The sequence below is a fragment of the Streptomyces sp. NPDC051183 genome, from assembly GCF_040682455.1.
Classification (GTDB): domain Bacteria; phylum Actinomycetota; class Actinomycetes; order Streptomycetales; family Streptomycetaceae; genus Streptomyces.
Genome location: NZ_JBFBBA010000004.1, coordinates 244,454 through 267,655, shown reverse-complemented (window position 1 = coordinate 267,655; position 23,202 = coordinate 244,454). Strand labels below are relative to the sequence as shown.

Annotated in this window: 19 protein-coding genes; 1 reads left to right on the top strand and 18 read right to left on the bottom strand. The window is 71.3% G+C overall.

Translation table 11 applies throughout. The features are described 5' to 3' along the window. Positions 1-12: 12 nt before the first annotated feature. From AB0M99_RS05660 to AB0M99_RS05640, 5 genes are all read right to left on the bottom strand, one after another. Positions 13-1,605: a Na+/H+ antiporter gene (locus AB0M99_RS05660; RefSeq protein ID WP_365917369.1), complete on the bottom strand. Its 1,593-nt coding sequence runs from the start codon at positions 1,603-1,605 to the stop codon at positions 13-15. A gap of 67 nt (positions 1,606-1,672) precedes the next feature. Next, positions 1,673-2,095, bottom strand: coding sequence for a GNAT family N-acetyltransferase (locus AB0M99_RS05655; protein ID WP_365917394.1), 423 nt, complete (start codon positions 2,093-2,095; stop codon positions 1,673-1,675). Between the two features lie 44 nt (positions 2,096-2,139). Further along, the gene (locus AB0M99_RS05650) at positions 2,140-3,081 is read right to left on the bottom strand and encodes an RluA family pseudouridine synthase (protein WP_365917368.1); all 942 of its coding nucleotides are present in this window, start codon (positions 3,079-3,081) and stop codon (positions 2,140-2,142) included. Positions 3,082-3,122: 41 nt separating this feature from the next. Next, complete coding sequence (gene lspA / locus AB0M99_RS05645; RefSeq protein ID WP_365917367.1) at positions 3,123-3,686, bottom strand: signal peptidase II; 564 nt, start codon at positions 3,684-3,686, stop codon at positions 3,123-3,125. Between the two features lie 150 nt (positions 3,687-3,836). Continuing rightward, positions 3,837-4,730, bottom strand: a complete 894-nt coding sequence (locus AB0M99_RS05640; protein ID WP_365917366.1) for a TraR/DksA C4-type zinc finger protein — start codon at positions 4,728-4,730, stop codon at positions 3,837-3,839. 568 nt (positions 4,731-5,298) lie between these two features. Between AB0M99_RS05640 and ileS the strand changes: the two genes are divergently transcribed. Continuing rightward, positions 5,299-8,445 carry an isoleucine--tRNA ligase gene (gene ileS / locus AB0M99_RS05635; protein WP_365917365.1) on the top strand — a complete coding sequence of 1,049 codons (3,147 nt, stop codon included), beginning with the start codon at positions 5,299-5,301 and terminating at the stop codon, positions 8,443-8,445. 303 nt (positions 8,446-8,748) lie between these two features. On the opposite strand, the gene AB0M99_RS05630 is transcribed toward ileS, so the two are convergent. The 13 genes from AB0M99_RS05630 to AB0M99_RS05570 all read right to left on the bottom strand — a co-directional run bounded on the left by AB0M99_RS05630 (position 8,749) and on the right by AB0M99_RS05570 (position 23,153). Then, positions 8,749-9,990, bottom strand: a complete 1,242-nt coding sequence (locus tag AB0M99_RS05630) for a DivIVA domain-containing protein (protein ID WP_365917364.1) — start codon at positions 9,988-9,990, stop codon at positions 8,749-8,751. 82 nt (positions 9,991-10,072) lie between these two features. Continuing rightward, positions 10,073-10,369, bottom strand: a complete 297-nt coding sequence (locus AB0M99_RS05625; RefSeq protein WP_112450285.1) for a YggT family protein — start codon at positions 10,367-10,369, stop codon at positions 10,073-10,075. Between the two features lie 60 nt (positions 10,370-10,429). Next, a complete protein-coding gene (sepF, locus tag AB0M99_RS05620; protein ID WP_365917363.1) occupies positions 10,430-11,041 on the bottom strand; it encodes a cell division protein SepF in 612 nt (203 codons plus the stop codon). A 151-nt stretch (positions 11,042-11,192) separates the two neighbouring features. Continuing rightward, on the bottom strand, positions 11,193-11,912 hold the full coding sequence (locus tag AB0M99_RS05615) for a YggS family pyridoxal phosphate-dependent enzyme (protein WP_365917362.1): 720 nt from the start codon (positions 11,910-11,912) through the stop codon (positions 11,193-11,195). A gap of 3 nt (positions 11,913-11,915) precedes the next feature. Next, positions 11,916-12,647 carry a peptidoglycan editing factor PgeF gene (gene pgeF / locus AB0M99_RS05610; RefSeq protein WP_365917361.1) on the bottom strand — a complete coding sequence of 244 codons (732 nt, stop codon included), beginning with the start codon at positions 12,645-12,647 and terminating at the stop codon, positions 11,916-11,918. After that, complete coding sequence (ftsZ, locus tag AB0M99_RS05605) at positions 12,644-13,846, bottom strand: cell division protein FtsZ (RefSeq protein ID WP_365917360.1); 1,203 nt, start codon at positions 13,844-13,846, stop codon at positions 12,644-12,646. The genes pgeF and ftsZ overlap by 4 nt, the downstream gene beginning before the upstream one ends. Before the next feature lie 279 nt (positions 13,847-14,125). Then, complete coding sequence (locus AB0M99_RS05600; RefSeq protein ID WP_365917393.1) at positions 14,126-14,830, bottom strand: FtsQ-type POTRA domain-containing protein; 705 nt, start codon at positions 14,828-14,830, stop codon at positions 14,126-14,128. 158 nt (positions 14,831-14,988) lie between these two features. Beyond that, entirely contained in the window at positions 14,989-16,083 is a 1,095-nt protein-coding gene (gene murG / locus AB0M99_RS05595; protein WP_365917359.1) for an undecaprenyldiphospho-muramoylpentapeptide beta-N-acetylglucosaminyltransferase, read from the bottom strand. A gap of 6 nt (positions 16,084-16,089) precedes the next feature. Then, the gene (gene ftsW, locus AB0M99_RS05590; RefSeq protein ID WP_365917358.1) at positions 16,090-17,460 is read right to left on the bottom strand and encodes a putative lipid II flippase FtsW; all 1,371 of its coding nucleotides are present in this window, start codon (positions 17,458-17,460) and stop codon (positions 16,090-16,092) included. A gap of 74 nt (positions 17,461-17,534) precedes the next feature. After that, positions 17,535-18,983, bottom strand: coding sequence for a UDP-N-acetylmuramoyl-L-alanine--D-glutamate ligase (gene murD / locus AB0M99_RS05585; protein ID WP_365917357.1), 1,449 nt, complete (start codon positions 18,981-18,983; stop codon positions 17,535-17,537). Then, positions 18,965-20,035: a phospho-N-acetylmuramoyl-pentapeptide-transferase gene (mraY, locus tag AB0M99_RS05580; protein WP_365917356.1), complete on the bottom strand. Its 1,071-nt coding sequence runs from the start codon at positions 20,033-20,035 to the stop codon at positions 18,965-18,967. Before mraY ends, murD begins: the two co-directional genes overlap by 19 nt. Then, positions 20,032-21,456 carry a UDP-N-acetylmuramoyl-tripeptide--D-alanyl-D-alanine ligase gene (gene murF / locus AB0M99_RS05575; protein ID WP_365917355.1) on the bottom strand — a complete coding sequence of 475 codons (1,425 nt, stop codon included), beginning with the start codon at positions 21,454-21,456 and terminating at the stop codon, positions 20,032-20,034. Before murF ends, mraY begins: the two co-directional genes overlap by 4 nt. Beyond that, positions 21,453-23,153, bottom strand: coding sequence for a UDP-N-acetylmuramoyl-L-alanyl-D-glutamate--2,6-diaminopimelate ligase (locus AB0M99_RS05570; RefSeq protein WP_365917354.1), 1,701 nt, complete (start codon positions 23,151-23,153; stop codon positions 21,453-21,455). The genes murF and AB0M99_RS05570 overlap by 4 nt, the downstream gene beginning before the upstream one ends. Between the last annotated feature and the right edge of the window lie 49 nt (positions 23,154-23,202).

Sequence of the window (23,202 nt, the reverse complement as noted above, 5' to 3'; positions counted from 1 at the left end):
CACCGGCGGCGCCTACTGGCCGCGCAGGCTGCGTACGTCCAGGTGCCGCAGGACCCGGTCGACGATCTCCGGATCGGCGCCGGGTTCGCTGCGTGCGGACAGCACCTCGTGGCGGGCGGCCGACATCATCTCCCGCTGGATCCGCTGGACGTCCCGGATCCGCTCCACCCGCTTCGCGTACGCCTCCCGCCGCTCCTCGTCGACCATGTCGGGGCTGATCCTCGCCCCCACGTCGTACGCCCGGCGGTAGAGGATCTCCACCAGGTCCTCGGGGAGGTCCTCCACCTCCTCGATCTCCTTCAGCCGCCGCTTGGCGGCCTTCGCGGCGCGGATCGCGAGGCGCCGCTCGGTCTCCCGCTCCGCATCGGCGTCCGCCTCCACCCCCAGCCGGCGCACCAGCCACGGCAGGGTCAGTCCCTGGACCACCAGGGTCGTCATGATCACGGCGAAGGCGATGAAGACGATCCGGTCCCGCGCGGGGAACGGCTCCCCGCCGTCGGTACCGAACGGAATGGCCAGCGCCAGTGCCACCGAGGCCACCCCGCGCATCCCGGACCACCACATCACCACCGACTCCCGCCAGCTCAGCGGGATCTCCTCGTCGTAGTCGCGGCGCTTGTGCAGCCGCTTGGCCAGCCATCCGGCCGGCAGCAGCCACACCAGCCGTACGCCGACCACCACCGCGACGACCGCCGCCGCCCACCCGGCCATCTCCCACTCGTGGCCCCGCGCGGTGCCGAACACGTTGTGGAGCTCCAGCCCGATCAGCCCGAACGCCACGCCCGTGACGAGTACGTCGACGACCTCCCAGAACGTGTGCCCGGCGAGGCGCCCGAGGACGTCGTCGGCGTCGCTCGCGTACTCGGCGAGGAACAGCGCCGTGGTCAGCACGGCCAGCACCCCCGACCCGCGGAGCTCCTCCGCCACCACGTACGAGACGAACGGCACCAGCAGCGTGAGGCCGATCTGGAGCGTCGCGTCGCCGAGCCGCCCCATGAGCCGGTGCGTGACCCAGCCGAGCGCGAGCCCGACCGCCACGGCGACCACCGCGGACAGCACGAACTCGCCGAGCGCGGCCGGCCAGGAGAAGCTGCCGCTGACGGCGGCGGCGATGGCGACGTGGTAGAGCACGATGGCGGTGACGTCGTTGAACAGGCCCTCGCCCTCAAGGATCGACACCAGCCGGCGGGGCAGCCCGAGCGAACCGGCGACCGCGGTGGCGGCGACCGGGTCGGGCGGGGCGACGAGCGCGCCGAGCGCGACGGCCGCGGCGATCGGCAGCCCGGGCACGACGGCGTGCGCGACGGCGGCCACGGCGGCGGTGGTCACGAAGACCAGGGCGACGGCCAGCAGGAGGATGGGCCGCACGTTGGCGGCGAACTGCCGCCAGGAGGTCCGCTGCACGGAGGCGTAGAGCAGCGGGGGCAGCACGAGCGGGAGGATGTACTCGGGCGGGATGTCGACGTTCGGCACGGCCGGCACCAGCGCGAGCGCCACCCCGGCGATGGTCATCAGGACCGGCGCGGGCAGCCCCAGCCGGTCCCCGAGCGGAACGGTGACCACGGCCCCGAGCAACAGCACGAACAGCAGAGCAAGCTGATCCACTCCCCCACCCTGCCAGGCCGCCGCGCTCGGCGTTGCGCGGTCCGCGCCCCGAGCCGACGTGTCGGAGCTACGGCAAGGGGCGTCGCATCGCGCGGTGCGGGATGCCCGCGTCCTGGAACTCGGGGCCGTAGGCCTCGTACCCCAGCCGCTCGTAGAAGCCCAGCGCATGCGTCTGCGCGCCCAGGTCCACGGCGCGGAGCCCCATCCCGGCGGCCTGCGCCTCGATCGCCCGGACCAGCGCGACCCCCACGCCGAGCCCGCGCGCGGCCTTGCGCACCGCGAGGCGGCCCAGCGAGCCGACGTCCTCGGAACCCGTCTTGCCCAGCGCGGCGGCCCCGTGCAGCAGCCGCCCGGTGCCCAGCGGCTCCCCGTCGGGCCCGACGGCCAGCACGTGCACCGCGCCCGCGTCGTACGCGTCGTACTCGATCGACTCCGGCACCGACTGCTCGACCACGAACACCTCGGTCCGCACCGCGAAGCACGCCGCCATGTCGGCTTCCGAGACGGCGACCCGGACCTCGAAGCCGACGTCGGTCACTCGCTCTCCGCCCGGATCACGTCCAGCGCGTGCTGCAGGTCGGCCGGGTAGGTGCTCTCGAACTCGACCCACTGCCCGTCCGAAGGGTGCTCGAAGCCGAGGCGCACGGCGTGCAGCCACTGCCGGGTCAGCCCCAGCCGCTTCGCCACCGTCGGGTCGGCGCCGTAGGTGAGGTCGCCGACGCAGGGGTGCCGGTGCGCGGACATGTGCACGCGGATCTGGTGCGTGCGCCCGGTCTCCAGCTTGATGTCCAGCAGCGAGGCCGCGCGGAAGGCCTCGATCAGGTCGTAGTGCGTGACGGAGGGCTTGCCCTCCTGGGTCACGGCCCACTTGTAGTCGGCGCTGGGGTGCCGCCCGATCGGCGCGTCGATCGTGCCGCTCATCGGGTCGGGGTGCCCCTGCACCAGCGCGTGGTAGCGCTTGTCCACGATCCGCTCGCGGAACTGGTTCTTCAGCGAGGTGTAGGCGCGCTCCGACTTCGCGACCGCCATCAGACCGGAGGTCCCGACGTCGAGGCGGTGCACGATGCCCTGGCGCTCGGCCGCGCCGGAGGTGGAGATCCGGTACCCGGCGGCGGCGAGGCCGCCGATCACGGTGGTGCCGGTCCAGCCGGGGCTCGGGTGGGCGGCCACGCCCACCGGCTTCATGATGACGACGATGTCGTCGTCGTCATGGACGATCTCCATGCCGGGAACGGGCTCGGCCACGATCTCGACGGGCCGCGGCGGCGCGGGCATCTCGACTTCGAGCCAGGCGCCACCGTGCACACGCTCGGACTTCCCGACGACGCTGCCGTCGACCGACACCTTCCCCTCGGCCGCGAGTTCGGCCGCCTTCGTCCGGGAGAAACCGAACATACGGGCGATGGCGGCGTCGACGCGCTCGCCCTCAAGGCCATCGGGAACGGGCAGGGTGCGGATCTCGGGAATCGTACTCACCTGTCGAGTATGCAGGACTCGACAGGAGACCATTCCCGCGATCAGTCCTTGTGGACGGTGCCGTCCGGGTCCAGACCCCTGAAGGACAGCAGGACGATCAGGATCCCGCCGCACACGATCGCCGAGTCCGCGAGGTTGAAGACCGCGAAGTGGGCGGGCGCGATGAAGTCGACGACCGCCCCCCGGAACACGCCCGGCGAACGGAAGATCCGGTCGGTGAGATTGCCCAGCGCACCGCCCAGCAGCAGGCCCAGCGCGATCGCCCACGGCAGGCTGTACAGCTTGCGGGCCAGCCGGACGATCACGACGATCACGGTGGCCGCGATGCAGGTGAAGAGGATCGTGAAGGCCTCGCCGAAGCCGAAGGCGGCGCCCGGGTTGCGGACGAACTCGAACTTCAGCAGCGTCCCGATGACCTCGATCGGCGGCTGGTGCTCCAGCTTCGCGACGACCAGCATCTTGCTGCCGAGGTCGAGCAGGTACGCGAGGACCGCCACGACGAGCAGGGCCGCGATCCGCCGGCGCCCCTTGGGCTCGGCGGACTCGGGCTGGGCGTCGTCGTCCCCGACCTCCGGCGTACCGATGATGCGCTCCGCCTCTGTCACGTGAGTCCCTCGAACTAGCTCCAACCAGGCTGACGAGACACGAGGGTACGTCAGGCCACCCGCGGCCCGCCCGCCTGCCCGGCGTACACCCGGTCCCGCCCGGTACCGCCCCGTCCCGCCCGGTTCCGCCCGGTCCGGCCCGGGCCGGCCTCAGTGGCGGCGCTCCTGCTTCTGCTTGCAGTCCACGCACAGCGTGGCCCGCGGGAAGGCCTGCATCCTGGCCTTGCCGATGGGCCGGCCGCAGTTCTCGCAGATCCCGTAGGTGCCCGCCTCCAGGCGTTCCAGGGCCCGCTCGGTCTGCTCCAGCATCGAGGTGGCGTTCGCCGCGAGCGCCAGCTCGGACTCCCGGGTGATGTTCTTGGTGCCCGTATCGGCCTGGTCGTCGCCCGCGCCGTCGCCCGAGTCCCGCATCAGGCCCGAGATCGCCACCTCCGAGGCGTCGAGCTCGGCGCGCAGCCGCAGCACCTCGCTCATCAGCTCGCTGCGGGCCTCGTCGACCTCTCCTTGCGTCCACGGGTCCTCGCCGGGCCGTACGGCGAGCTCGCCCGGCGTGGTGGCCGCCGTGGGGCGCGCCTTGGGCAGCCCGCTCGTGGCGGCCGAAGCCGTCTTCCTGGCCGTGCCGGTGCTCTTCTTGGCAACCACTGTGCGGGCTCCCGTCTCTTGCGCGGCCTGCGCCGCCCCCTCGGCCCCGGCCGGTTTGGCCGTGGCCTTCCTCGCGGCCGTCTTCTTGACGGCGGTCGCCTTCTCGGCCGGAGCCTTCTTGGCCGGCGCCTCCTTGGCCGGCGCCGTCGTCGCCGCAGCCTTCTTCGCGGCGGCCTTCCTGGCCGGTGCCTTCTTGGCCGGTGCCTTCTTGGCCGGTGCCTTCTTGGCCGGTGCCTTCTTCGCAGGCGCCTTCGCGGGCGCCTTCTTCGCAGCCGTCTTCCCCGTGGCGGTGGTGACCGCCCCGGCCGGAGCAGTGTCCTCGGCCGCCGCCACCTTCCCGGCGGCCTTCCCGACAGCCTTCTTGGCAGTACTAGTACTCCCGGCGGTCTTCTTCGCCACCATGGCCGCGGCCCCTTCACATACTGTGATCATTGCTCGCGAATCGTGCCGGAACGATAAATCGGCTCCAGCCCCGCGGCAACGGGGCACGCGTCCATCGAGGTCAACCTGCATCCGTTGTGCCCATCAGGAGGCCCGGTAATCCGCCCCTCCGGCCCCACGCGGCTCCGGACCGCCGCATCGGCCCATTCGGGTCACGCCGACGCCCCTCCCCACGCCCCCGCGCCACGCCCCGCAAACCGGTCTGCCGACCGCACCCCGGCCCCGTACACTTGGGCCCAGCGAAAGGCATGGACGGGGACGAGTAGCGTCGGACGCAGCCAGGAGCGACCCGGGGACGGTGAGAGCCCGGGGGCGAGCGCGACGTGAAGGATCACCCCTGAGCCGCCGGAAGAAAGCCGTACGGATCCCGCCCGGATCCCCGTACGGCGAGTAGAACCGGCTTCGCACCCCAATGAGGGGGCCGCCGGACCCGTCCGGAGGCCAAGGAGGGTGGTACCGCGGGAGCAGCCAAGGCGCTCTCGTCCCTCCGGACGGAAGTGACATCCCGCCGGAGGAAGAGTTCAGCCTCATGACCACACCGCCGCAGTACCGCCCGGTACCCGCCCAGGTCGACCTGCCTGCCCTTGAGCACGCCGTCCTCGACTTCTGGCGCGAGAGCAAGACCTTCGCCAAGACCCTGGAGCAGTCCGAGGGCCGCCCCGAGTGGGTCTTCTACGAGGGCCCGCCCACCGCGAACGGCATGCCCGGCGCGCACCACATCGAGGCCCGCGTCTTCAAGGACGTCTTCCCCCGGTTCCGCACCATGCGCGGCTACCACGTGGCCCGCAAGGCCGGCTGGGACTGCCACGGCCTGCCCGTCGAGCTGGCCGTCGAGAAGGAACTCGGCTTCAACGGCAAGCAGGACATCGAGGCGTACGGCATCGCCGAATTCAACGCCAAGTGCCGCGAGTCCGTGACCCGCCACACCGACGCGTTCACCGAGCTCACGACCCGGATGGGCTACTGGGTCGACCTGGACGACGCCTACCGGACCATGGACCCCGAGTACGTCGAGTCCGTGTGGTGGTCGCTGAAGGAGATCTTCAACAAGGGCCTGCTCACCCAGGACCACCGCGTCGCCCCCTGGTGCCCGCGCTGCGGCACCGGCCTCTCGGACCACGAGCTGGCCCAGGGCTACGAGACGGTCGTCGACCCCTCGGTGTACGTCCGCTTCCCGCTGACCTCCGGCCCCCTCGCGGGCGAGGCGGCGCTGCTGGTCTGGACGACGACCCCCTGGACCCTGGTGTCCAACACCGCGGTGGCGGCCCACCCCGAGGTCACGTACGTCGTCGCCACGAACGGCACCGAGAAGCTCGTCGTCGCCCAGCCGCTGCTGGAGAAGGCCCTCGGCGAGGGCTGGGAGGCCACCGGCCAGACCTTCACGGGCAAGGAGATGGAGCGCTGGACCTACCAGCGCCCCTTCGAGCTCGTCGAGTTCCCGGCCGAGGCCCACTACGTCGTCAACGCCGAGTACGTCACGACCGAGGACGGCACCGGTCTGGTCCACCAGTCCCCCGCCTTCGGCGCCGACGACCTCGCGGTCTGCCGCGCGTACGGCCTGCCCGTCGTGAACCCGGTCCGCCCCGACGGCACCTTCGAGGAGGACGTCCCGCTGGTCGGCGGCGTCTTCTTCAAGAAGGCCGACGAGAAGCTGACCACCGACCTCGACGCGCGCGGCCTGCTCTTCAAGCACATCGCCTACGAGCACAGCTACCCGCACTGCTGGCGCTGCCACACGGCCCTGCTGTACTACGCGCAGCCGTCCTGGTACATCCGCACCACCGCCGTCAAGGACGCGATGCTGCGGGAGAACGAGAAGACGAACTGGTTCCCGGACTCGGTCAAGCAGGGCCGCTTCGGCGACTGGCTCAACAACAACATCGACTGGGCGCTCTCCCGCAACCGCTACTGGGGCACCCCGCTGCCGATCTGGCGCTGCGAGGAGGACCACCTCACCTGCGTCGGCTCGCGCGCGGAGCTGACCGAGCTGTCGGGCACCGACCAGTCCGCCCTGGACCCGCACCGCCCGTACATCGACGACGTCACCTTCACCTGCACGCACGAGGGCTGCTCCCTCGAAGCGGTCCGCGTGCCGGAGGTCATCGACGCCTGGTACGACTCGGGCTCGATGCCGTTCGCGCAGTGGGGCTACCCGTACAAGAACAAGGAGATCTTCGAGAAGCGCTACCCGGCGCAGTTCATCTCGGAGGCCATCGACCAGACGCGCGGGTGGTTCTACACGCTGATGGCGGTCGGCACCCTCGTCTTCGACAAGTCCTCCTACGAGAACGTGGTCTGCCTGGGCCACATCCTCGCCGAGGACGGCCGCAAGATGTCCAAGCACCTGGGCAACATCCTCCAGCCGATCCCGCTCATGGACCAGCACGGCGCCGACGCGGTGCGCTGGTTCATGGCGGCCGGCGGCTCCCCGTGGGCGGCGCGGCGCGTCGGTCACGGCACGATCCAGGAGGTCGTGCGCAAGACGCTCCTCACGTACTGGAACACGGTCGCCTTCCAGGCGCTGTACGCCCGTACGTCGAACTGGGCCCCGTCCGCGTCCGACCCGGCCCCGGCGGACCGCACGGTCCTGGACCGCTGGCTCCTCTCCGAGCTCCACACCCTCACCACCGAGGTCACGGCGGCGATGGAGGCGTACGACACCCAGCGCGCCGGCAAGCTGCTGTCCTCCTTCGTGGACGACCTCTCCAACTGGTACGTCCGCCGCTCGCGCCGCCGCTTCTGGCAGGGCGACGCGGCCGCGCTGCGCACCCTGCACGAGGTCGTGGAGACGGTCACCCGCCTGATGGCCCCCCTGACCCCCTTCATCACGGAGCGGGTCTGGCAGGACATGATCGTGCCGGTCACCCCGGAGGCCCCCGAGTCGGTGCACCTCTCGACCTGGCCGGTCGCGGACGCGTCCGCGATCGACCCGGCGCTGTCGCAGCAGATGCTGCTGGTGCGCCGCCTCGTGGAGCTGGGCCGGGCGACGCGCGCGGAGTCGGGCGTCAAGACCCGCCAGCCGCTGTCGCGGGCGCTGGTCGGTGCGGTCGGCTTCGACGCGCTGTCCGCCGACCTCCAGGCCCAGATCACGGAGGAGCTGAACGTCTCGTCCCTGGCCTCGCTCTCCGAGGTCGGCGGGTCCCTGGTGGACACGACCGCCAAGGCGAACTTCCGCGCGCTGGGCAAGCGCTTCGGCAAGGGCGTCCAGGACGTTGCGAAGGCGGTGGCGGCAGCCGACGCGGCGGCGCTGTCGCTGGCCCTGCGCTCGGGCGAGGCCGTGGTGGAGGTGAACGGCGAGCAGGTGGCCCTCACCCCGGAGGAGGTCATCATCACGGAGACCCCGCGCGAGGGCTGGTCCGTGGCCTCGGACTCCGGCGCGACGGTCGCCCTGGACCTGGAGATCACCCCGGAGCTGCGGCTCGCGGGCCTGGCGCGTGACGCGATCCGCCTGATCCAGGAGGCCCGGAAGAACTCCGGCCTGGACGTGGCGGACCGGATCGCCCTGCGGTGGTCCTCCTCGGACCCGGAGGTCGTGACGGCCCTGACCGACCACGCGGCCCTGATCGCGGACGAGGTCCTGGCGACGGACTACGCGTCCGCCGAGGCGGACGCCTCGTACGGCGACCCGTTCACGGACGAGTCCCTCGCCCTGACGTTCCGCCTCCGCAAGGCGTAACCAGCCCCGAGCGGCCCGTACCCCTCCCTCCGGGGGGTACGGGCCGCTTCGCGTTTCCCCACCCCGCCCTTCCACCGTCCCCGCCTCAAAGGCCGGCGGGGCTGGGTTCGGCTGGTCCAGTCGGCCGGCAGGCGGCATCAGCCCAGATCCAGCCCCGCCAGATCCAGCCCCGCCGCGTTTGAGGCGCGGGGTCCGGGGCGGAGCCCCGCAGCGGCGCCGCGCCCGGCAAGCGAAACGGGCCGGGCCCGGTACCCCCGTGGGGGAACCGGGCCCGGCCCGTGACTGCCGACTGCGCGGCGGCGCTTAGTTGTCGTCCTCGTCGATCAGGAAGCCCCGCATGGGAGACGGCGCCTGCTGCATCGGCTGCGGAGCAGCCGGCCGCACCGGAGCCATCGGCTGCGTCATCGCCGGGGACATCTGCTGCTGGCCACCGTAGGACGGGGCCATCGGGGAGGGACCGCCCATGGGGGACGGGCCGCCCATCGACGGGCCACCCATGGAGTGCCCCATCGCACCGGCCGGAGCCATCGACGGCGTCGGCGACGGCGGCAGCGCGGGACCGGCGGGGTTCCGCGGCGGGGCCAGGGAGTCGTCGGCCTGGGTCTCCAGCTGGCGCAGCTGCGACTCCAGGTAGGACTTCAGGCGCGTACGGTACTCGCGCTCGAAGCCACGCAGGTCCTCGACCTTGCGCTCCAGCGTGGCGCGAGCGGACTCCAGGGAGCCCATCGCGACGCGGTGCTTCTCCTGCGCGTCCCGCTCCAGCGCGTCGGCCTTGGCGCGGGCGTCCCGCTCCAGGCCCTCGGCGCGCGACCGGGCCTCGCCGACGATCTTGTTGGCCTCGGAGCGGGCCTCCGCGATCGCCTGGTCGGCGGTCTGCTGCGCCAGCGACAGGACGCGGGCGGCACTGTCGCCACCGGGGCCCTGCTGCGGGAGCTGCTGCTGGGGCTGGTGCATCTGCTGGCCCATGGGCTGCATCTGCTGCCCCATCGGCTGCATCTGCTGGCCCATCGGCTGGCCGAGCGGGTTCTGGCCGCCCATGGACTGCTGCTGCATGGGCTGGCCCATGCCCGGCTGGCCCATGCCCGGCTGACCCATGCCCTGCTGACCCATGCCCGGCTGACCCATGCCCTGCTGGCCGCCCATGTTGTGCTGCATGGGGCCGCCCATCGGGCCCGGACCCTGCGGTCCGTGTCCACCGGGGCCGGCCGGGAGCTGCGGCTGGCCGCCGGGCAGCTGGGGCGGGCCCATCTGCGGCTGCTGCTGCTGCGGCGGGCCGGATATGGCCGCGGGCACGGGGGCGCCGGGGCCACGCTGGCCTCCACCGTCCTGGGGGTCCGGCTTGCGCATGCCCTGCTGCTGGTTCTGCGCGGCGGCACGCGTGGCGGCGGCCAGCTTGGCGCGCAGGTCCTCGTTCTCGCGCAGCAGGCGCGTCAGCTCGGACTCGACCTCGTCGAGGAAGGCATCGACCTCGTCCTCGTCATAGCCTTCTCGCAGGCGGACGGTCGTGAACTGCTTGTTCCGCACGTCCTCGGGAGTCAGCGGCATGTCTTCTTCACCTCTACGTAGTCGTCGGCAGTCGGCAAGACCGTATCGGGACTGTCCCCGCGCCTGCGGGGAAGCTCATCGTTCACACGCTTCTCGCAGCGGTGCTCACGAAACTGATGAGGATGTAAACGATGATCATCAGAACGAAGAAGGACAGGTCGAGTGCCACGCCCCCGAGACGCAACGGCGGGATGAGCCGCCGAAGAAGCTTGAGCGGTGGATCGGTGACAGTGTAGGTGGCCTCCAGAACGACCACCATCGCCTTGCCCGGTGTCCATGAACGTGCGAACTGGAACACGTAGTCCATGACCAGCCGGAAGATCAGCACGATGAGGAAGCACATCAGCGCGATGTAGACAACCTGCAGTGCGACGCCCATCCCGCGCTTCCCTCTCCCCTGCTCCCGCTCTGTTCCCGGTCCCGTATCTGACGGATCGGTCTAGCTTTGGTTGAAGAACCCGCCCTCCGCGATGCGGGCCTTGTCCTCCGCCGTGACATCGACGTTAGCAGGCGACAGCAGGAACACCTTCTGTGTCACGCGTTCAATGCTGCCGTGCAGACCGAACACGAGTCCAGCGGCGAAGTCCACGAGACGCTTCGCGTCCGTGTCGTCCATCTCCGTGAGATTCATGATCACCGGAGTGCCCTCACGGAAGTGTTCCCCGATGGTACGGGCCTCGTTGTAGGTCCGGGGGTGCAGCGTCGTGATGCGGTACGGCTCCCGCTCGGAGACGACCTTGGGCATGATCACGGGGGCGTTCTTCTCCAGGTTCGAGCGTTCGGGTGTGATGGATGCCACGGGGGCGATTCGCGCAGGACGTCCGTTTTCTACCGGGATTGGGATGGGTTCCCGCTGTGCCGGCGGCTGTACAACTCGTACCGGTTCGTCCGTTACGGGCGTTTGGTGCGGGGCGGGTTGCTGTCGCCGGCGCTCCCGCTCCGGCTCCGGCTCGGGCTCGAACTCGTCGTCGGGGTCGTACCCCGGGCTGTCGTACCGGTCGTCCTCCACGAGGCCGAGGTAGACCGCCATCTTGCGCATCGCGCCGGCCATTCTCTGAGTCCTCCGCTCTGTGGTGGATCGCCCTGTCGCAGGTGTGTCGCCGTGTCACGAATGTCACCAACTGCCCGCGATCCACGTGGTCTGCCCGCTGATCAGCGGTAATGACCATATTTTCTGCTGTGGTCCGACTTTCTTCGCGACGTTACCCGAGCCGGGGTCTCGCGCCGAGTACCGCAGTGCCGACGCGTACATGTGTCGCACCGGCCGCAACGGCCTGTTCCAGGTCCGCGCTCATTCCGGCCGACACCATCGTGGCAGTCGGATGGTCCGCGCGCAGGCGGGATGACAATTCCACAAGCCGCTCGAAGGCGGCCTGTTCGCGTCCCGCGTAGAGCCCGGCCAGCGGGGCCACGGTCATGAGACCGTCGATCCGCAGTCCGGGCGCCCCGGCCACGAGGGCCGCCAACTCGTCGAGCTGTTCGGGTGCAGCGCCGCCCCGGGTCCCGCGCTCCCCCGACTCGGCGTCCAGTGCGATCTGCACGAGGCAGCCGAGCTCCCGCCCCGCGCTCTCCGCGGCCGCCGAGAGCGCGGTCACGAGCTTGGGGCGGTCGACCGACTGCACCACATGCGCGTATCCCGCCACGGAACGGACTTTGTTCGTCTGCAACTGACCGACGAAGTGCCAGCTGAGCGGCAGATCCGCGCAGGCCGCGGCCTTGGGGGCGGCGTCCTGGTCGCGGTTTTCCGCAACATGACGGACCCCCAGGTCCGCCAGCAGTCGTACGTCGCTCGACGGGTAGGTCTTGGTGACCACGATGAGGGTCACCTCCTCCCGCCCCCGCCCCGCGGCCGCGCACGCGGACGAGATACGTTCCTCCACCCGCGCGAGGTTCTCGGCGAGCTCGGCCTTACGGTCCGTCATGAATCAGTCCAACCAGACATATCCGGCGAGCCGCCCGGTCACCCGGTCGCGGCGGTACGAGAAGTGGTCCCGCGACTCCAGTGTGCAGACCGGGGAGCGGTGGATGTTCACCACCCCCGCCTCGGCCAGCTGCGCGTGCACCCCCGCGACCACGTCCACGGCCGGCGTCCCCCAGCTGGTCTCGGCGTAGGCGGCCGGCACCACCTCGGCGACCGCGTCCCGCATCGCGGCGGGCACTTCGTAGCAGTGCCCGCAGACCGCGGGTCCGGTACGGGCGACAACGCGCGCGGGCTCGGCTCCGAGCGAGACCATCGCCCCGACGGCGGCGGTGACGACTCCGGCGACCAGCCCGGGCCGCCCGGCGTGGGCGGCCGCCGCGACACCGGCGACGGGGTCGGCCAGCAGGACGGGCGTGCAGTCGGCGGTGAGGACCGCGAGCGCGAGCCCCCGACGGGTGGTCACCACCGCGTCGACGGACGGAATGTCCTGGCCCGGGCCCCAGGGCCCGTCGACCACGGCCACGTCCCGGCCGTGCACCTGGTTCATCCAGACCACCCGGTCCGGCTCGATGCCCAGGGACTTCGCCGCGACGGCCCGGTTCGCGCGAACGGCGGCCGGGTCGTCTCCGACCGCGCCGCCGAGATTGAGCTCCTCGTACGGAACGGCGCTCACCCCGCCCCACCGGTCGGTGAAGGCGAAGTGGGCGCCGCTCTCGCTGTGCTGCTCCAGCGTCACTTCAAGAAGTCCGGGACATCCAGCTCTTCGGCCGGGCTGTCCTGGTACGGCCGGGCCGTCGGGACCTGCGGCGCGGGGGCCACGGCCTCGACCGGAGCCGCCTCGACCGGAGCCGGGGGCTCCTCGCGCGGGGTGACCGAGCCGAGTCCGCCGAACGCCGGGCGGACCGGGTCCGCGGCGCGGACCGGCGCGGGGGCCGGCTCCTCGCGCTTGGACGCGGCACCGATGACGTTGTCCCGGCGGGCCGGGGGCTGGCCGCCGTCGAAGCCGGCCGCGATCACGGTGACCCGTACCTCGTCGCCGAGCGCGTCGTCGATGACGGCGCCGAAGATGATGTTCGCCTCGGGGTGCGCGGCCTCGCTCACCAGCTGCGCGGCCTCGTTGATCTCGAAGAGACCGAGGTCCGAGCCACCGGAGATGGAGAGCAGCACGCCGCGGGCTCCGTCGATGGACGCCTCCAGCAGCGGCGAGGAGATCGCCATCTCGGCGGCGGCCACCGCGCGGTCGTCGCCGCGGGCCGAGCCGATGCCCATCAGGGCCGAGCCCGCCTCGGACATCACGGACTTGACGTCCGCGAAGTCGAGGTTGATCAGACCCGGGGTGGTGATGAGGTCGGTGATGCCCTGGACGCCCGAGAGCAGGACCTGGTCGGCCGACTTGAAGGCGTCGAGCACGCTGACCTGGCGGTCCGAGATGGACAGCAGTCGGTCGTTGGGGATGACGATGAGGGTGTCGACCTCTTCGCGGAGCTCGGCGATGCCGTCCTCCGCCTGGTTCGCGCGGCGCCGGCCCTCGAAGGTGAACGGGCGGGTGACCACACCGATCGTCAGGGCGCCGAGCGAGCGCGCGATGTTGGCGACGACGGGTGCGCCGCCGGTGCCGGTGCCGCCGCCTTCACCGGCGGTGACGAAGACCATGTCGGCCCCCTTGAGGACCTCCTCGATCTCCTCGCGGTGGTCCTCTGCCGCCTTGCGGCCGACGGCCGGGTTGGCTCCGGCGCCGAGGCCCCGGGTGAGTTCGCGGCCGACGTCGAGCTTGACGTCGGCGTCGCTCATCAACAGCGCCTGGGCGTCCGTGTTGATGGCGATGAACTCGACGCCCTTGAGACCGACCTCGATCATTCGGTTGATGGCATTGACACCACCGCCGCCGACACCGATGACCTTGATGACTGCGAGGTAGTTCTGCGGTGCTGCCACGTCGAAGGCCTCTCGCCTCGAGTTACGTGTCGCCGCCTCGCGGGCCTGCGTTGCGACGACTGATGCCGAAATTGGGACGGTCCGTACACGCCGACCCGAACCCTAACCCTGAAGTTTAGGGTTAAGAGTGTGTCTGTTCCTTGGACTCTTCCGAACAGGACACTAAGTCGACAAGTAGCGCGTGTTCAACGAACACGCCGAACCTCCCGTTTTTCTTTTCACCCTATGTGATCACCCGTATCGCTGGCCAACCAGGGTGCTTCGCTGTTCGACCGGACGTCAACTCCCGGACAACGAGGGGGCGGTGGGGACGCTCACGTCAAAGTGGTCAGCCTTGGCCGAGACCTTCAGGAGTGCGGTCAGTGCTCGGCCTTTCGCCTCGCTCTGTTCGCCGCTCCCCCAGACCACCGTTCGACCGCCGGTCAACTCCAGCATGACCGAGTCGTACGACCGCACCTTGACCTGCACGGTCTCCTTGGCGATCGCCTCCGGGAGACCGCCCGCGACGCCGACGGCCTCGTGCAGCAGCCGCTCCTCGTCGAAGCGGCGGCCGCTCGGCGACTGAGCGGCGTTCAATTCGAGGACCGGAACGCCGGCGGGTGCTTTCGCAACAGTGTCGAATCGCACACCCGATGCGTCCACTTCCACGAAGTTGGCGTCCTTTTTGATGAGCAGGACCGGTTTGCGTTCCGTCACCTTCAGTCCGATTCCGTGCGGCCAGGCCCGCACCACATCGACCGAATCGATGCGGGGCAGGCGGCCGCGGAGCCGGCTCCCGATCTCGTCGGTGTCCACGGACACCAGGGGCGCGCCCTTGGGCACCGCGGCGGCCTCCAGCACCTGTTCCGGGGTGAGGACCTCGGTACCGGTGACGGTCACCTTCTCGATCCGGAGCCAGGAGGAGCCGTAGAACACCCAGGTGCAGCCGGCCGCCAGGAGCAGCGCGGCGGCGAGGCAGAGCACGAGGACGGGGCCCCGGCGCAGTCGTGTGCCGCCGGGGCCTCGCAGGCCGGATCCCTTCGACCGCTTCGGGGGCTTGGAGGGCCGGGCGGAGCCTGGTCCCTTCCGGGCAGCCCCCGAGTTGCCGCGTTCCGCGGTCGTCGCTCCGGCCACTCCTGCCTCCTGCGTCAGTGCTTACCGCCTCAGCGGTTCCTGTGGGCGGCAATCGCCTCGTACACCATCGCGACCAGCAGCTCGTCGGCGTCCCGGCGGCCGAACTCACCGGCGGCGCGGGACATCTCGTACAGGCGGTGCGGGTCGGCGAGCACCGGGAGGACCTGGTCCAGCACCCACTGGGGCGTCAGTTCCGCGTCGTCCACGAGCAGGCCGCCGCCGGCCTTGACCACCGGCTGGGCGTTGAGCCGCTGTTCGCCGTTGCCGATCGGCAACGGGACGTAGGCGGCGGGGAGCCCGACGGCGGAGAGTTCGGCGACGGTCATCGCGCCCGCCCGGCACAGCATCATGTCGGCGGCGGCGTACGCGAGATCCATCCGGTCCACGTACGGTACCGGCACGTACGGCGGCATCCCGGGCATGTTGTCGACACGCGGCAGTTCGTTCTTCGGCCCGACCGCGTGCAGGATCTGGATCCCGGAGCGCTGGAGGGTCGGCGCGACCTGCTGGATGGTCTCGTTGAGGCGGCGGGCGCCCTGCGAGCCGCCGGAGACCAGCAGCGTCGGCAGGTTGGGGTCGAGGCCGAAGGCGGCGCGCGCCTCCGGGCGGACCGCGGCCCGGTCGAGGGTGGAGATGGAGCGCCGCAGCGGGATGCCGACGTAGCGGGCGCCCCGCAGCTTGCTGTCGGGGGTGGAGACCGCGACGGCGTGCGCGTACCGGGAGCCGATCTTGTTGGCCAGTCCGGGCCGGGCGTTGGCCTCGTGGACGATGATCGGCACCCCGAGGCGCTTGGCGGCCAGGTAGCCGGGCAGGGCCACGTAACCGCCGAAGCCGACGACGCAGTCGGCCTTGGTGCGCAGGAGGATCTCCTCCGCGGCCTTGATGGTGCCGCGCAGCCGTCCGGGGACGGTGATCAGCTCGGGTGTGGGTTTACGGGGCAGCGGTACGGCGGGGATCAGTCCCAGCTCGTAGCCGCGCTCCGGCACCAGGCGGGTTTCGAGTCCGCGTTCCGTGCCGAGGGCGGTGATGCCCACGGAAGGGTCCTGCCTGCGCAGGGCGTCCGCGAGGGCGAGCGCCGGCTCGATGTGGCCGGCGGTCCCCCCACCGGCGAGTACGACATGCACCGAAATTCACCGCTCTCCGGACGGACGCTTCTTGACGCGCCGTCTCATCGACTTCCATCTCTGCCCGGCCCGCGGCCGCCCGTTCTTCGGCCTCCGCATCGCGAGCGCCGCGCGCGCGGCGGGCTCCTCCCGCGCGAAGGCGATGAGCAGTCCGACCGCGAACATGGTCGGCAGCAGGGCTGACCCTCCGTAGGAGAACAGCGGGAGCGGGACCCCGGCGATCGGCAGCAGACCGAGCACCGCACCGATGTTGATCACGGCCTGCGCCGTGATCCAGGTGGTCACGCCTCCCGCGGCATACCGTACGAAGGGGTCCTCCGTGCGTCCGGCCACGCGGATACCCGCATAGCCTAGGGCCGCGAACAGGGCGAGCACCGACAGCGTCCCCGCCAGACCCAGTTCCTCGCCGGTGATGGCGAAGATGAAGTCGGTGTGGGCCTCTGGCAGTTGCCCCCATTTTTCCACACTGGCACCCAAACCGGAACCGAACCATCCGCCGGAAGCCAGCGCATAGATTCCGTGGACGGCCTGCCAGCACAGGTCGTTCCTGCCCGGTTCGGTCGCGCCGATGCACGCGAGCCGGTCCATGCGGTGCGGACTGGTCTTGATGAGCAGTGCGACGATCGCACCCGCGAAGGCCAGCACCCCCACGAACATCCTCGTCGGCGCCCCCGCCAGCCACAACAGACCGAACAGGATGGCTCCGAGGATCATCGCGGTGCCCATGTCCCCGCCGAGCATGATGAGCCCGAGCAGCACGAAGGCGACCGGGACCAGCGGGACCAGCAGGTGCTTCCACTGGCTGAGCAGTCCCTTGTCGCCCTTGCGCGCCAGCAGGTCGGCGCCCCACAGGATCAGTGCGAGCTTGCCGAACTCACTGGGCTGGAGCATGAACGGACCGCCAAGGGAGATCCAATTCTGATTGCCGTTGATCGCCACCCCTATCCCGGGGACCTGGACCAGGACCATCAGGAAGAGCGTGCCCGCGAGTACGGGATAGGACAGCGCCCGGTGCAGCTTGACGGGCATCCGGGAGGCGCCCAGCAGCAGTCCGGTGCCGATCAGGGCGGCCAGGAACTGCTTCTTGAAGAAGTACGCGTCGCCCAGGCCGAGCTGGAGCGCCTTGATCATGGAGGCCGAGTAGACCATCACCAGGCCGAGCACGGTGATGAGCAGCGAGCTGCCGAAGATCAGGTAATACGCCGTGAGCGGCCGGTCCCAGGCCCGGCGCAACTGCGTCTGCGTACGCCGCAACCGGTCCAGCGGCCCGCGCCGCGCGGGCCGCTTCCCGCCCGCCGCCGGGCGCTTGCGGCCCTGCGGCCTGACGGTCTTCACGGCGGACGGCCGCCGACCCGGCAGCACTTGCCTGTCCGGCATCTCTGTCTTCCCCTCCACTCGTACGCGGCGAGCAGCCGGTCGGTCGGAGGGAATCCGCCCTGGGATCGACCGACCTAGGCGCTCTCGGCAGCCAGTTCGCGCACCGCGTCGGCGAATGCGTCCCCGCGCTTGTTGTAGTTCGCGAACATGTCCATCGAGGCACAGGCAGGTGCCAGCAGGACCGTGTCGCCGGGCTCGGCGAGCCGGGCCGCTTCCCGGACCGCTGCGAGCATCGCCCCAGTGTCGGTCCGTGCGAGGTCCACGACCGGGACCTCCGGGGCGTGTCGCGCCAGCGCCTCGGCGATCAAGGCCCGGTCGGCGCCGATCAGCACCGCGCCGCGCAGCCGCTTCGCGGACTTCTGGACGAGTTCGTCGAAGGTCGCGCCCTTGGCGAGGCCGCCGGCGATCCAGACGACCGGCTCGAAGGCCGCCAGGGAGGCCTCCGCGGCGTGCGTGTTGGTGGCCTTGGAGTCGTCGATGTAGGTGACCGAGGCGACCTCGTCCACGTACGCGACCCGGTGCGCGTCGGGGCGGAAGTCGCGCAGCCCGTCGCGGACCGCGCGCGGCTCGACGCCGAAGGCGCGGGCCAGTGCCGCCGCGGCGAGCGCGTTGGCGATGTTGTGCGGGGCGGGCGGGTTGACGTCCTCGACCTGCGCGAGCTCCTGGGCGTTCTTGTGCCGGTCCGCCACGAAGGCCCGGTCGACGAGGATGCCGTCGACCACTCCGAGCATGGAGGGGCCGGGGGCGCCGAGGGTGAAGCCGATGGCCCGGCAGCCCTCTTCGACGTCGGCCTCCACGACCAGGTCCTCGGTGGCCTTGTCCGCCGCGTTGTAGACGCAGGCGACCTTGTTGCCCTCGTAGATCCGGCCCTTGTCGGCGCCGTACGCCTCCATGGAGCCGTGCCAGTCGAGGTGGTCCGGGGCCAGGTTGAGGACGACCGCGGAGTGGGCCCGTACCGAGGGCGCCCAGTGCAGCTGGTAGCTGGAGAGCTCGACGGCGAGCACGTCGTACGTCTCCTCGCCGGTCACCACGTCGATGATCGGCGTGCCGATGTTCCCGACGGCCGCGGTCCGCAGGCCGGCGGCCTTGAGGATCGAGGCGAGCATCTGGGTGGTGGTGGTCTTGCCGTTGGTCCCGGTGATGGCGAGCCAGGGCGCCGCGTCGGGGCCCCGCAGCCGCCAGGCGATCTCCACGTCGCCCACGACGTCCACACCCGCCGCGGCGGCGGCCGCGAACAGTGGGCTGTCGGGCTTCCAGCCGGGCGAGGTGACCACGAGGTCGGTGCCCTCGGGCAGCGACTCGCCCGCCGGGGTGCCGTCGTCCAGGCGTCCGAGGCGGACCTCGATGCCCTGCTGCGCGAGTTCGGCGGCCCGCGCCCGGTGCGCGTCGCCGTCGCCGTTGTCGACGACGGTCACCCGCGCGCCGAGGCCGGCCAGGGCGCGGGCGGCACTGATGCCGCTCACGCCGAGGCCGGCGACGGTGATGTTGCTGCCCTGCCAGGAGGTCACTTTTCGGCTGCCCATCCCGCGTAGAAGAGACCGAGACCCACGATGACGCACATGCCCTGGATGATCCAGAAGCGGACCACGACAAGGACTTCGGACCAGCCCTTGAGTTCGAAGTGGTGCTGGAGCGGCGCCATCCGGAAGACGCGCTTCCCGGTCAGCTTGAAGGAGCCGACCTGGATGACGACCGACAGGGTGATGAGGACGAACAGACCGCCGAGGAGCGCCATCAGGAACTCCGTGCGGGAGCAGATCGCCAGACCGGCGAGCGCGCCGCCGAGGGCCAGCGAGCCGGTGTCACCCATGAAGATCTTGGCGGGCGAGGTGTTCCACCACAGGAAGCCGAAGCAGGCGCCCATCAGGGCGGAGGCGACGACCGCGAGGTCCAGCGGGTCGCGCACCTCGAAGCAGGCGGCCGGATTGGTCAGGGTCTGCGCGTTGACGCAGGACTCCTGGTACTGCCAGACGCCGATGAAGGTGTAGGCGCCGAAGACCATCACGGCGGCGCCGGTGGCCAGGCCGTCCAGACCGTCGGTCAGGTTCACGCCGTTGGACATGGCCAGGATCATGAACAGCGCCCAGACCACGAACAGCACCGGGCCGATCGACCAGCCGAAGTCCGCGACGAACGACAGCCTGTCGGAGGCCGGGGTCAGCCCGCGCGAGTCCGAGAACTGGAGCGCGAGCACCGCGAAGGCGATGCCGACGATCAGCTGGCCGGCCATCTTCGCCTTGGCCCGGAGGCCCAGCGAGCGCTGCTTGACGATCTTGATGTAGTCGTCGAGGAAGCCGACCAGGCCCATGCCCGCCATCAGGAACAGGACGAGCAGGCCCGAGAAGGTCGGCTCGCTGGACGTGATGACCTTCGTCAGGGCGTAGGCGACGAGCGTCGCCAGGATGAAGGAGATGCCGCCCATGGTGGGCGTGCCCTTCTTCCCGGCGTGGCCGCGGGGGCCGTCGTCGCGGATGAACTGGCCGTAGCCCTTGCGGGCCAGGCCCTTGATCAGCAGCGGGGTGCCGATGAGCGTGAGGAAGAGTCCGATGACTCCCGCGAACAGGATCTGCCTCATCGGCCGGCGACCTCGCCCTCGCGCTCCAGCAACGCCAGCGCGACCCGCTCCAGGCCGATCGACCTGGAAGCCTTCACCAGCACGACGTCACCCGGGCGCAGTTCACTGCGCAACAGGTCGACCGCCGCCTGCGCGTCGGACACGAGCACCGACTCCTCACCCCACGAACCCTCGTTATATGCGCCCAGTTGCAGCCAGGACGCTTCCCTGCCCCCGACTGCGACGAGCTTGCTCACGTTGAGCCGGACGGCAAGCCGTCCCACCGCGTCGTGCTCCGCCAGCGATGCGTCACCGAGCTCGGCCATCGGGCCGAGCACCGCCCACGTACGTCCCCCGTTCGCCCTGGCGGCGCCGCCCATCGCGGCAAGTGCGCGCAGAGCGGCCCGCATGGACTCGGGATTCGCGTTGTAGGCGTCGTTGACGATCGTGACGCCGTCCGCCCGCTCGGTGACCTCCATCCGCCACCGGGACAACGTGCCCGCCCCGGAGAGCGCGGTGGCGATCTCGTCGACGGACATGCCCAGTACGTGGGCGACGGCGGCCGCGGCGAGCGCGTTCGACACGTGGTGCTCACCGTACAGCCGCAAGGTCACATCACTGCACCCGGTCGGTGTGCGGAGTGTGAAGGAGGGCTGTCCCGAGGGCGTCATCCGTACCTCGGTGGCCCGGACTTCGGCGTCCTCGGCCTCCCCGAAGAGGACCGTACGGGCCTTCGTGCGGGCGGTCATCGCGCGCACCAGGGGGTCGTCGGCGTTCAGTACGGCGATTCCGCCGTCGGCCTCGGCCGGCAGGGCCTCCACCAGCTCGCCCTTGGCCTGCGCGATCTGCTCGCGGCCGCCGAACTCGCCGATGTGGGCGGTCCCGACGTTCAGGACGAGGCCGATCCGAGGCGGGGTCAGGCCGGTGAGGTAGTCGATGTGGCCGATCCCGCGGGCGCCCATCTCCAGTACCAGGTGCCGGGTTTCCTCTGTGGCCCTCAGGGCGGTGAGCGGCAGGCCGATCTCGTTGTTGAGGGAGCCGGGCGTCCACACGGTGGGCGCGTGGGCCTGGAGCACCTGGGCGATGAGGTCCTTGGTGGAGGTCTTCCCGGCGGAGCCGGTCAGGGCCACCACGTCGGTGCCCAGGCGCTCGACGACGGCCCGGGCGAGGGCGCCGAGCGCCTTCTCGACATCGGGGACGACGATGGCGGGCACGCCGACGGGCCGGGCCGAGAGCACGGCCGCGGCGCCGGCGTCGACCGCGCGAACCGCGTAGTCGTGGCCGTCGACGTGTTCGCCCGCGAAGGCGGCGAACAGGCTGCCGGCCTCCGCCTGGCGGGAGTCGATGACGACGGGCCCGGTGATGCGGACGGACGGATCCGGTATGTCGTGGGGCCGCCCGCCGGTGATGTCGGCGATCTCGGCGAGGGAAAGGGCGATCACTGGTTCACCTCGGCCTGTCCATGGCTGTGCTGCGCTGTCTCGATCGCGGTGCGGAGCACCGCGCGGTCGTCGAAGGGCCGTACGACGCCCGCGGTGTCCTGACCCTGCTCGTGGCCCTTGCCGGCGACGAGCACGGTGTCGCCCGGCTCGGCGCGCGCGACGGCGGCGGCGATGGCCGCGGCCCGGTCGGCGTCGACGAGGACGGTGCCCCGTTCGGCCGGCGGCACGGACACGGCGCCTTCGAACATCGCGGCGAGGATCGCGAGGGGGTCCTCGGAGCGCGGGTTGTCGGAGGTCAGGACGGCGGTGTCGGCGAACCGGGCGGCCGCCGCGCCCATGGGGGCGCGCTTGGTGGTGTCGCGGTCGCCTCCGCAGCCCAGGACGATGTGGAGCCTGCCGGTGGTGACCTCGCGCAGCGCGCGCAGGACCGATTCGACGGCGTCCGTCTTGTGCGCGTAGTCCACGACCGCCAGGTACGGCTGGCCCGCGTCCACCCGCTCCAGCCGGCCGGGGACCCCGGGGACCGCCGCGACGCCGTCGGCGGCGGTCTGCGGGTCGATCCCGGCGGCGGCGAGGGTGACGATCGCGGCGACGGTGTTGGCGACGTTGAACGGGCCGGGCAGCGGGGCCGTGGCCCGTACGCGCTGTCCGTCCGGCCCGGCCAGGGTCAGGGTGGAGTCCATGTGGCCGCTGACCACGTCCTCGGCGCGCCAGTCGGCGGCCGGGTCGCCGGCGGCGGAGAAGGTGACCACCGGGATCGCCGACTCCTTGGCGAGGCGGCGGCCGTACTCGTCGTCGATGTTGACCACGCCGACGCGGGCGCGGCGCCCGGTGAAGAGCTGCGCCTTGGCCTGGAAGTAGTCCTCCATGTCGGAGTGGAACTCCATGTGCTCCGGGCTCAGGTTGTTGAAGACGGCTACGTCGAAGACGCAGCCGTCGACCCGGCCCAGCACCAGGGCGTGGCTGGAGACCTCCATGGCGACGGCCTCGACCCCGCGTTCGCGCATGACGGCGAAGAGGGCCTGGAGGTCGGTGGCCTCGGGGGTGGTGCGCTCGGACTTGATGCGCTCGTCCGCGATGCGCATCTCGACGGTGCCGATGAGTCCGGTCCGGCGTCCGGCGCCGCGCAGTCCGCCCTCGACCAGGTAGGCGGTGGTGGTCTTGCCGGAGGTGCCGGTGATCCCGATCTGGAGGAGGCCCTCACCCGGGCGGCCGTAGATCGTGGCGGCCAGTTCGCCCATCCGGCCGCGCGGGTCGGCGACCGAGAGGACCGGCAGCCCGGTCGCGGCGGCGCGGTCGGCTCCGGCCGGGTCGGTCAGCACGGCCGCGGCGCCGAGGGCGGCCGCCTGCGTGGCGAAGTCCGCGCCGTGCAGCCGGGCACCCGGCAGGGCCGCGTACAGGTCGCCGGGGCGCACGGCACGGGAGTCGTGCGTGATGCCGGTGATCTGCGGCTCCGCCGCGGCGGGGGCTGCGATGCCCAGCACGGTGGCCAGCTCGCCCAGGGGGATCGGGCGGACGGACTCGGGCCTGGGGGCTCCCGGCGGCGCTGCCGGGGCGGCGTTCTGGGCGGTTCTGGGCTGATCAGCGTGGGACACGGCGGTGAGCGTACCGGGCGCGGCGGGCCGGTCGCGAAGCGAGGGCCCGGCCTCGGTGCCGGGGACCGGGCGGTTCCCGGGTTTCGGGGTGATCGTTGTCACTGGTGGTGCCTCACGCTCTTGTGGCGGGCCGGCGGGCGGGCGGTCACTG

What these genes read in the sequence shown, in the direction of transcription:
- AB0M99_RS05630 (WP_365917364.1), bottom strand. Translation starts at nt 9,990, where the DNA reads ATGCCGCTGACTCCCGAGGACGTGCGGAACAAGCAGTTCACGACCGTC.
- ileS (WP_365917365.1), top strand. Translation starts at nt 5,299, where the DNA reads ATGACCACACCGCCGCAGTACCGCCCGGTACCCGCCCAGGTCGACCTG.
- AB0M99_RS05640 (WP_365917366.1), bottom strand. Translation starts at nt 4,730, where the DNA reads ATGGTGGCGAAGAAGACCGCCGGGAGTACTAGTACTGCCAAGAAGGCT.
- sepF (WP_365917363.1), bottom strand. Translation starts at nt 11,041, where the DNA reads ATGGCCGGCGCGATGCGCAAGATGGCGGTCTACCTCGGCCTCGTGGAG.
- ftsW (WP_365917358.1), bottom strand. Translation starts at nt 17,460, where the DNA reads ATGCCGGACAGGCAAGTGCTGCCGGGTCGGCGGCCGTCCGCCGTGAAG.
- AB0M99_RS05615 (WP_365917362.1), bottom strand. Translation starts at nt 11,912, where the DNA reads ATGACGGACCGTAAGGCCGAGCTCGCCGAGAACCTCGCGCGGGTGGAG.
- mraY (WP_365917356.1), bottom strand. Translation starts at nt 20,035, where the DNA reads ATGAGGCAGATCCTGTTCGCGGGAGTCATCGGACTCTTCCTCACGCTC.
- AB0M99_RS05655 (WP_365917394.1), bottom strand. Translation starts at nt 2,095, where the DNA reads ATGGCGGCGTGCTTCGCGGTGCGGACCGAGGTGTTCGTGGTCGAGCAG.
- murD (WP_365917357.1), bottom strand. Translation starts at nt 18,983, where the DNA reads ATGGGCAGCCGAAAAGTGACCTCCTGGCAGGGCAGCAACATCACCGTC.
- AB0M99_RS05625 (WP_112450285.1), bottom strand. Translation starts at nt 10,369, where the DNA reads ATGGGCGTCGCACTGCAGGTTGTCTACATCGCGCTGATGTGCTTCCTC.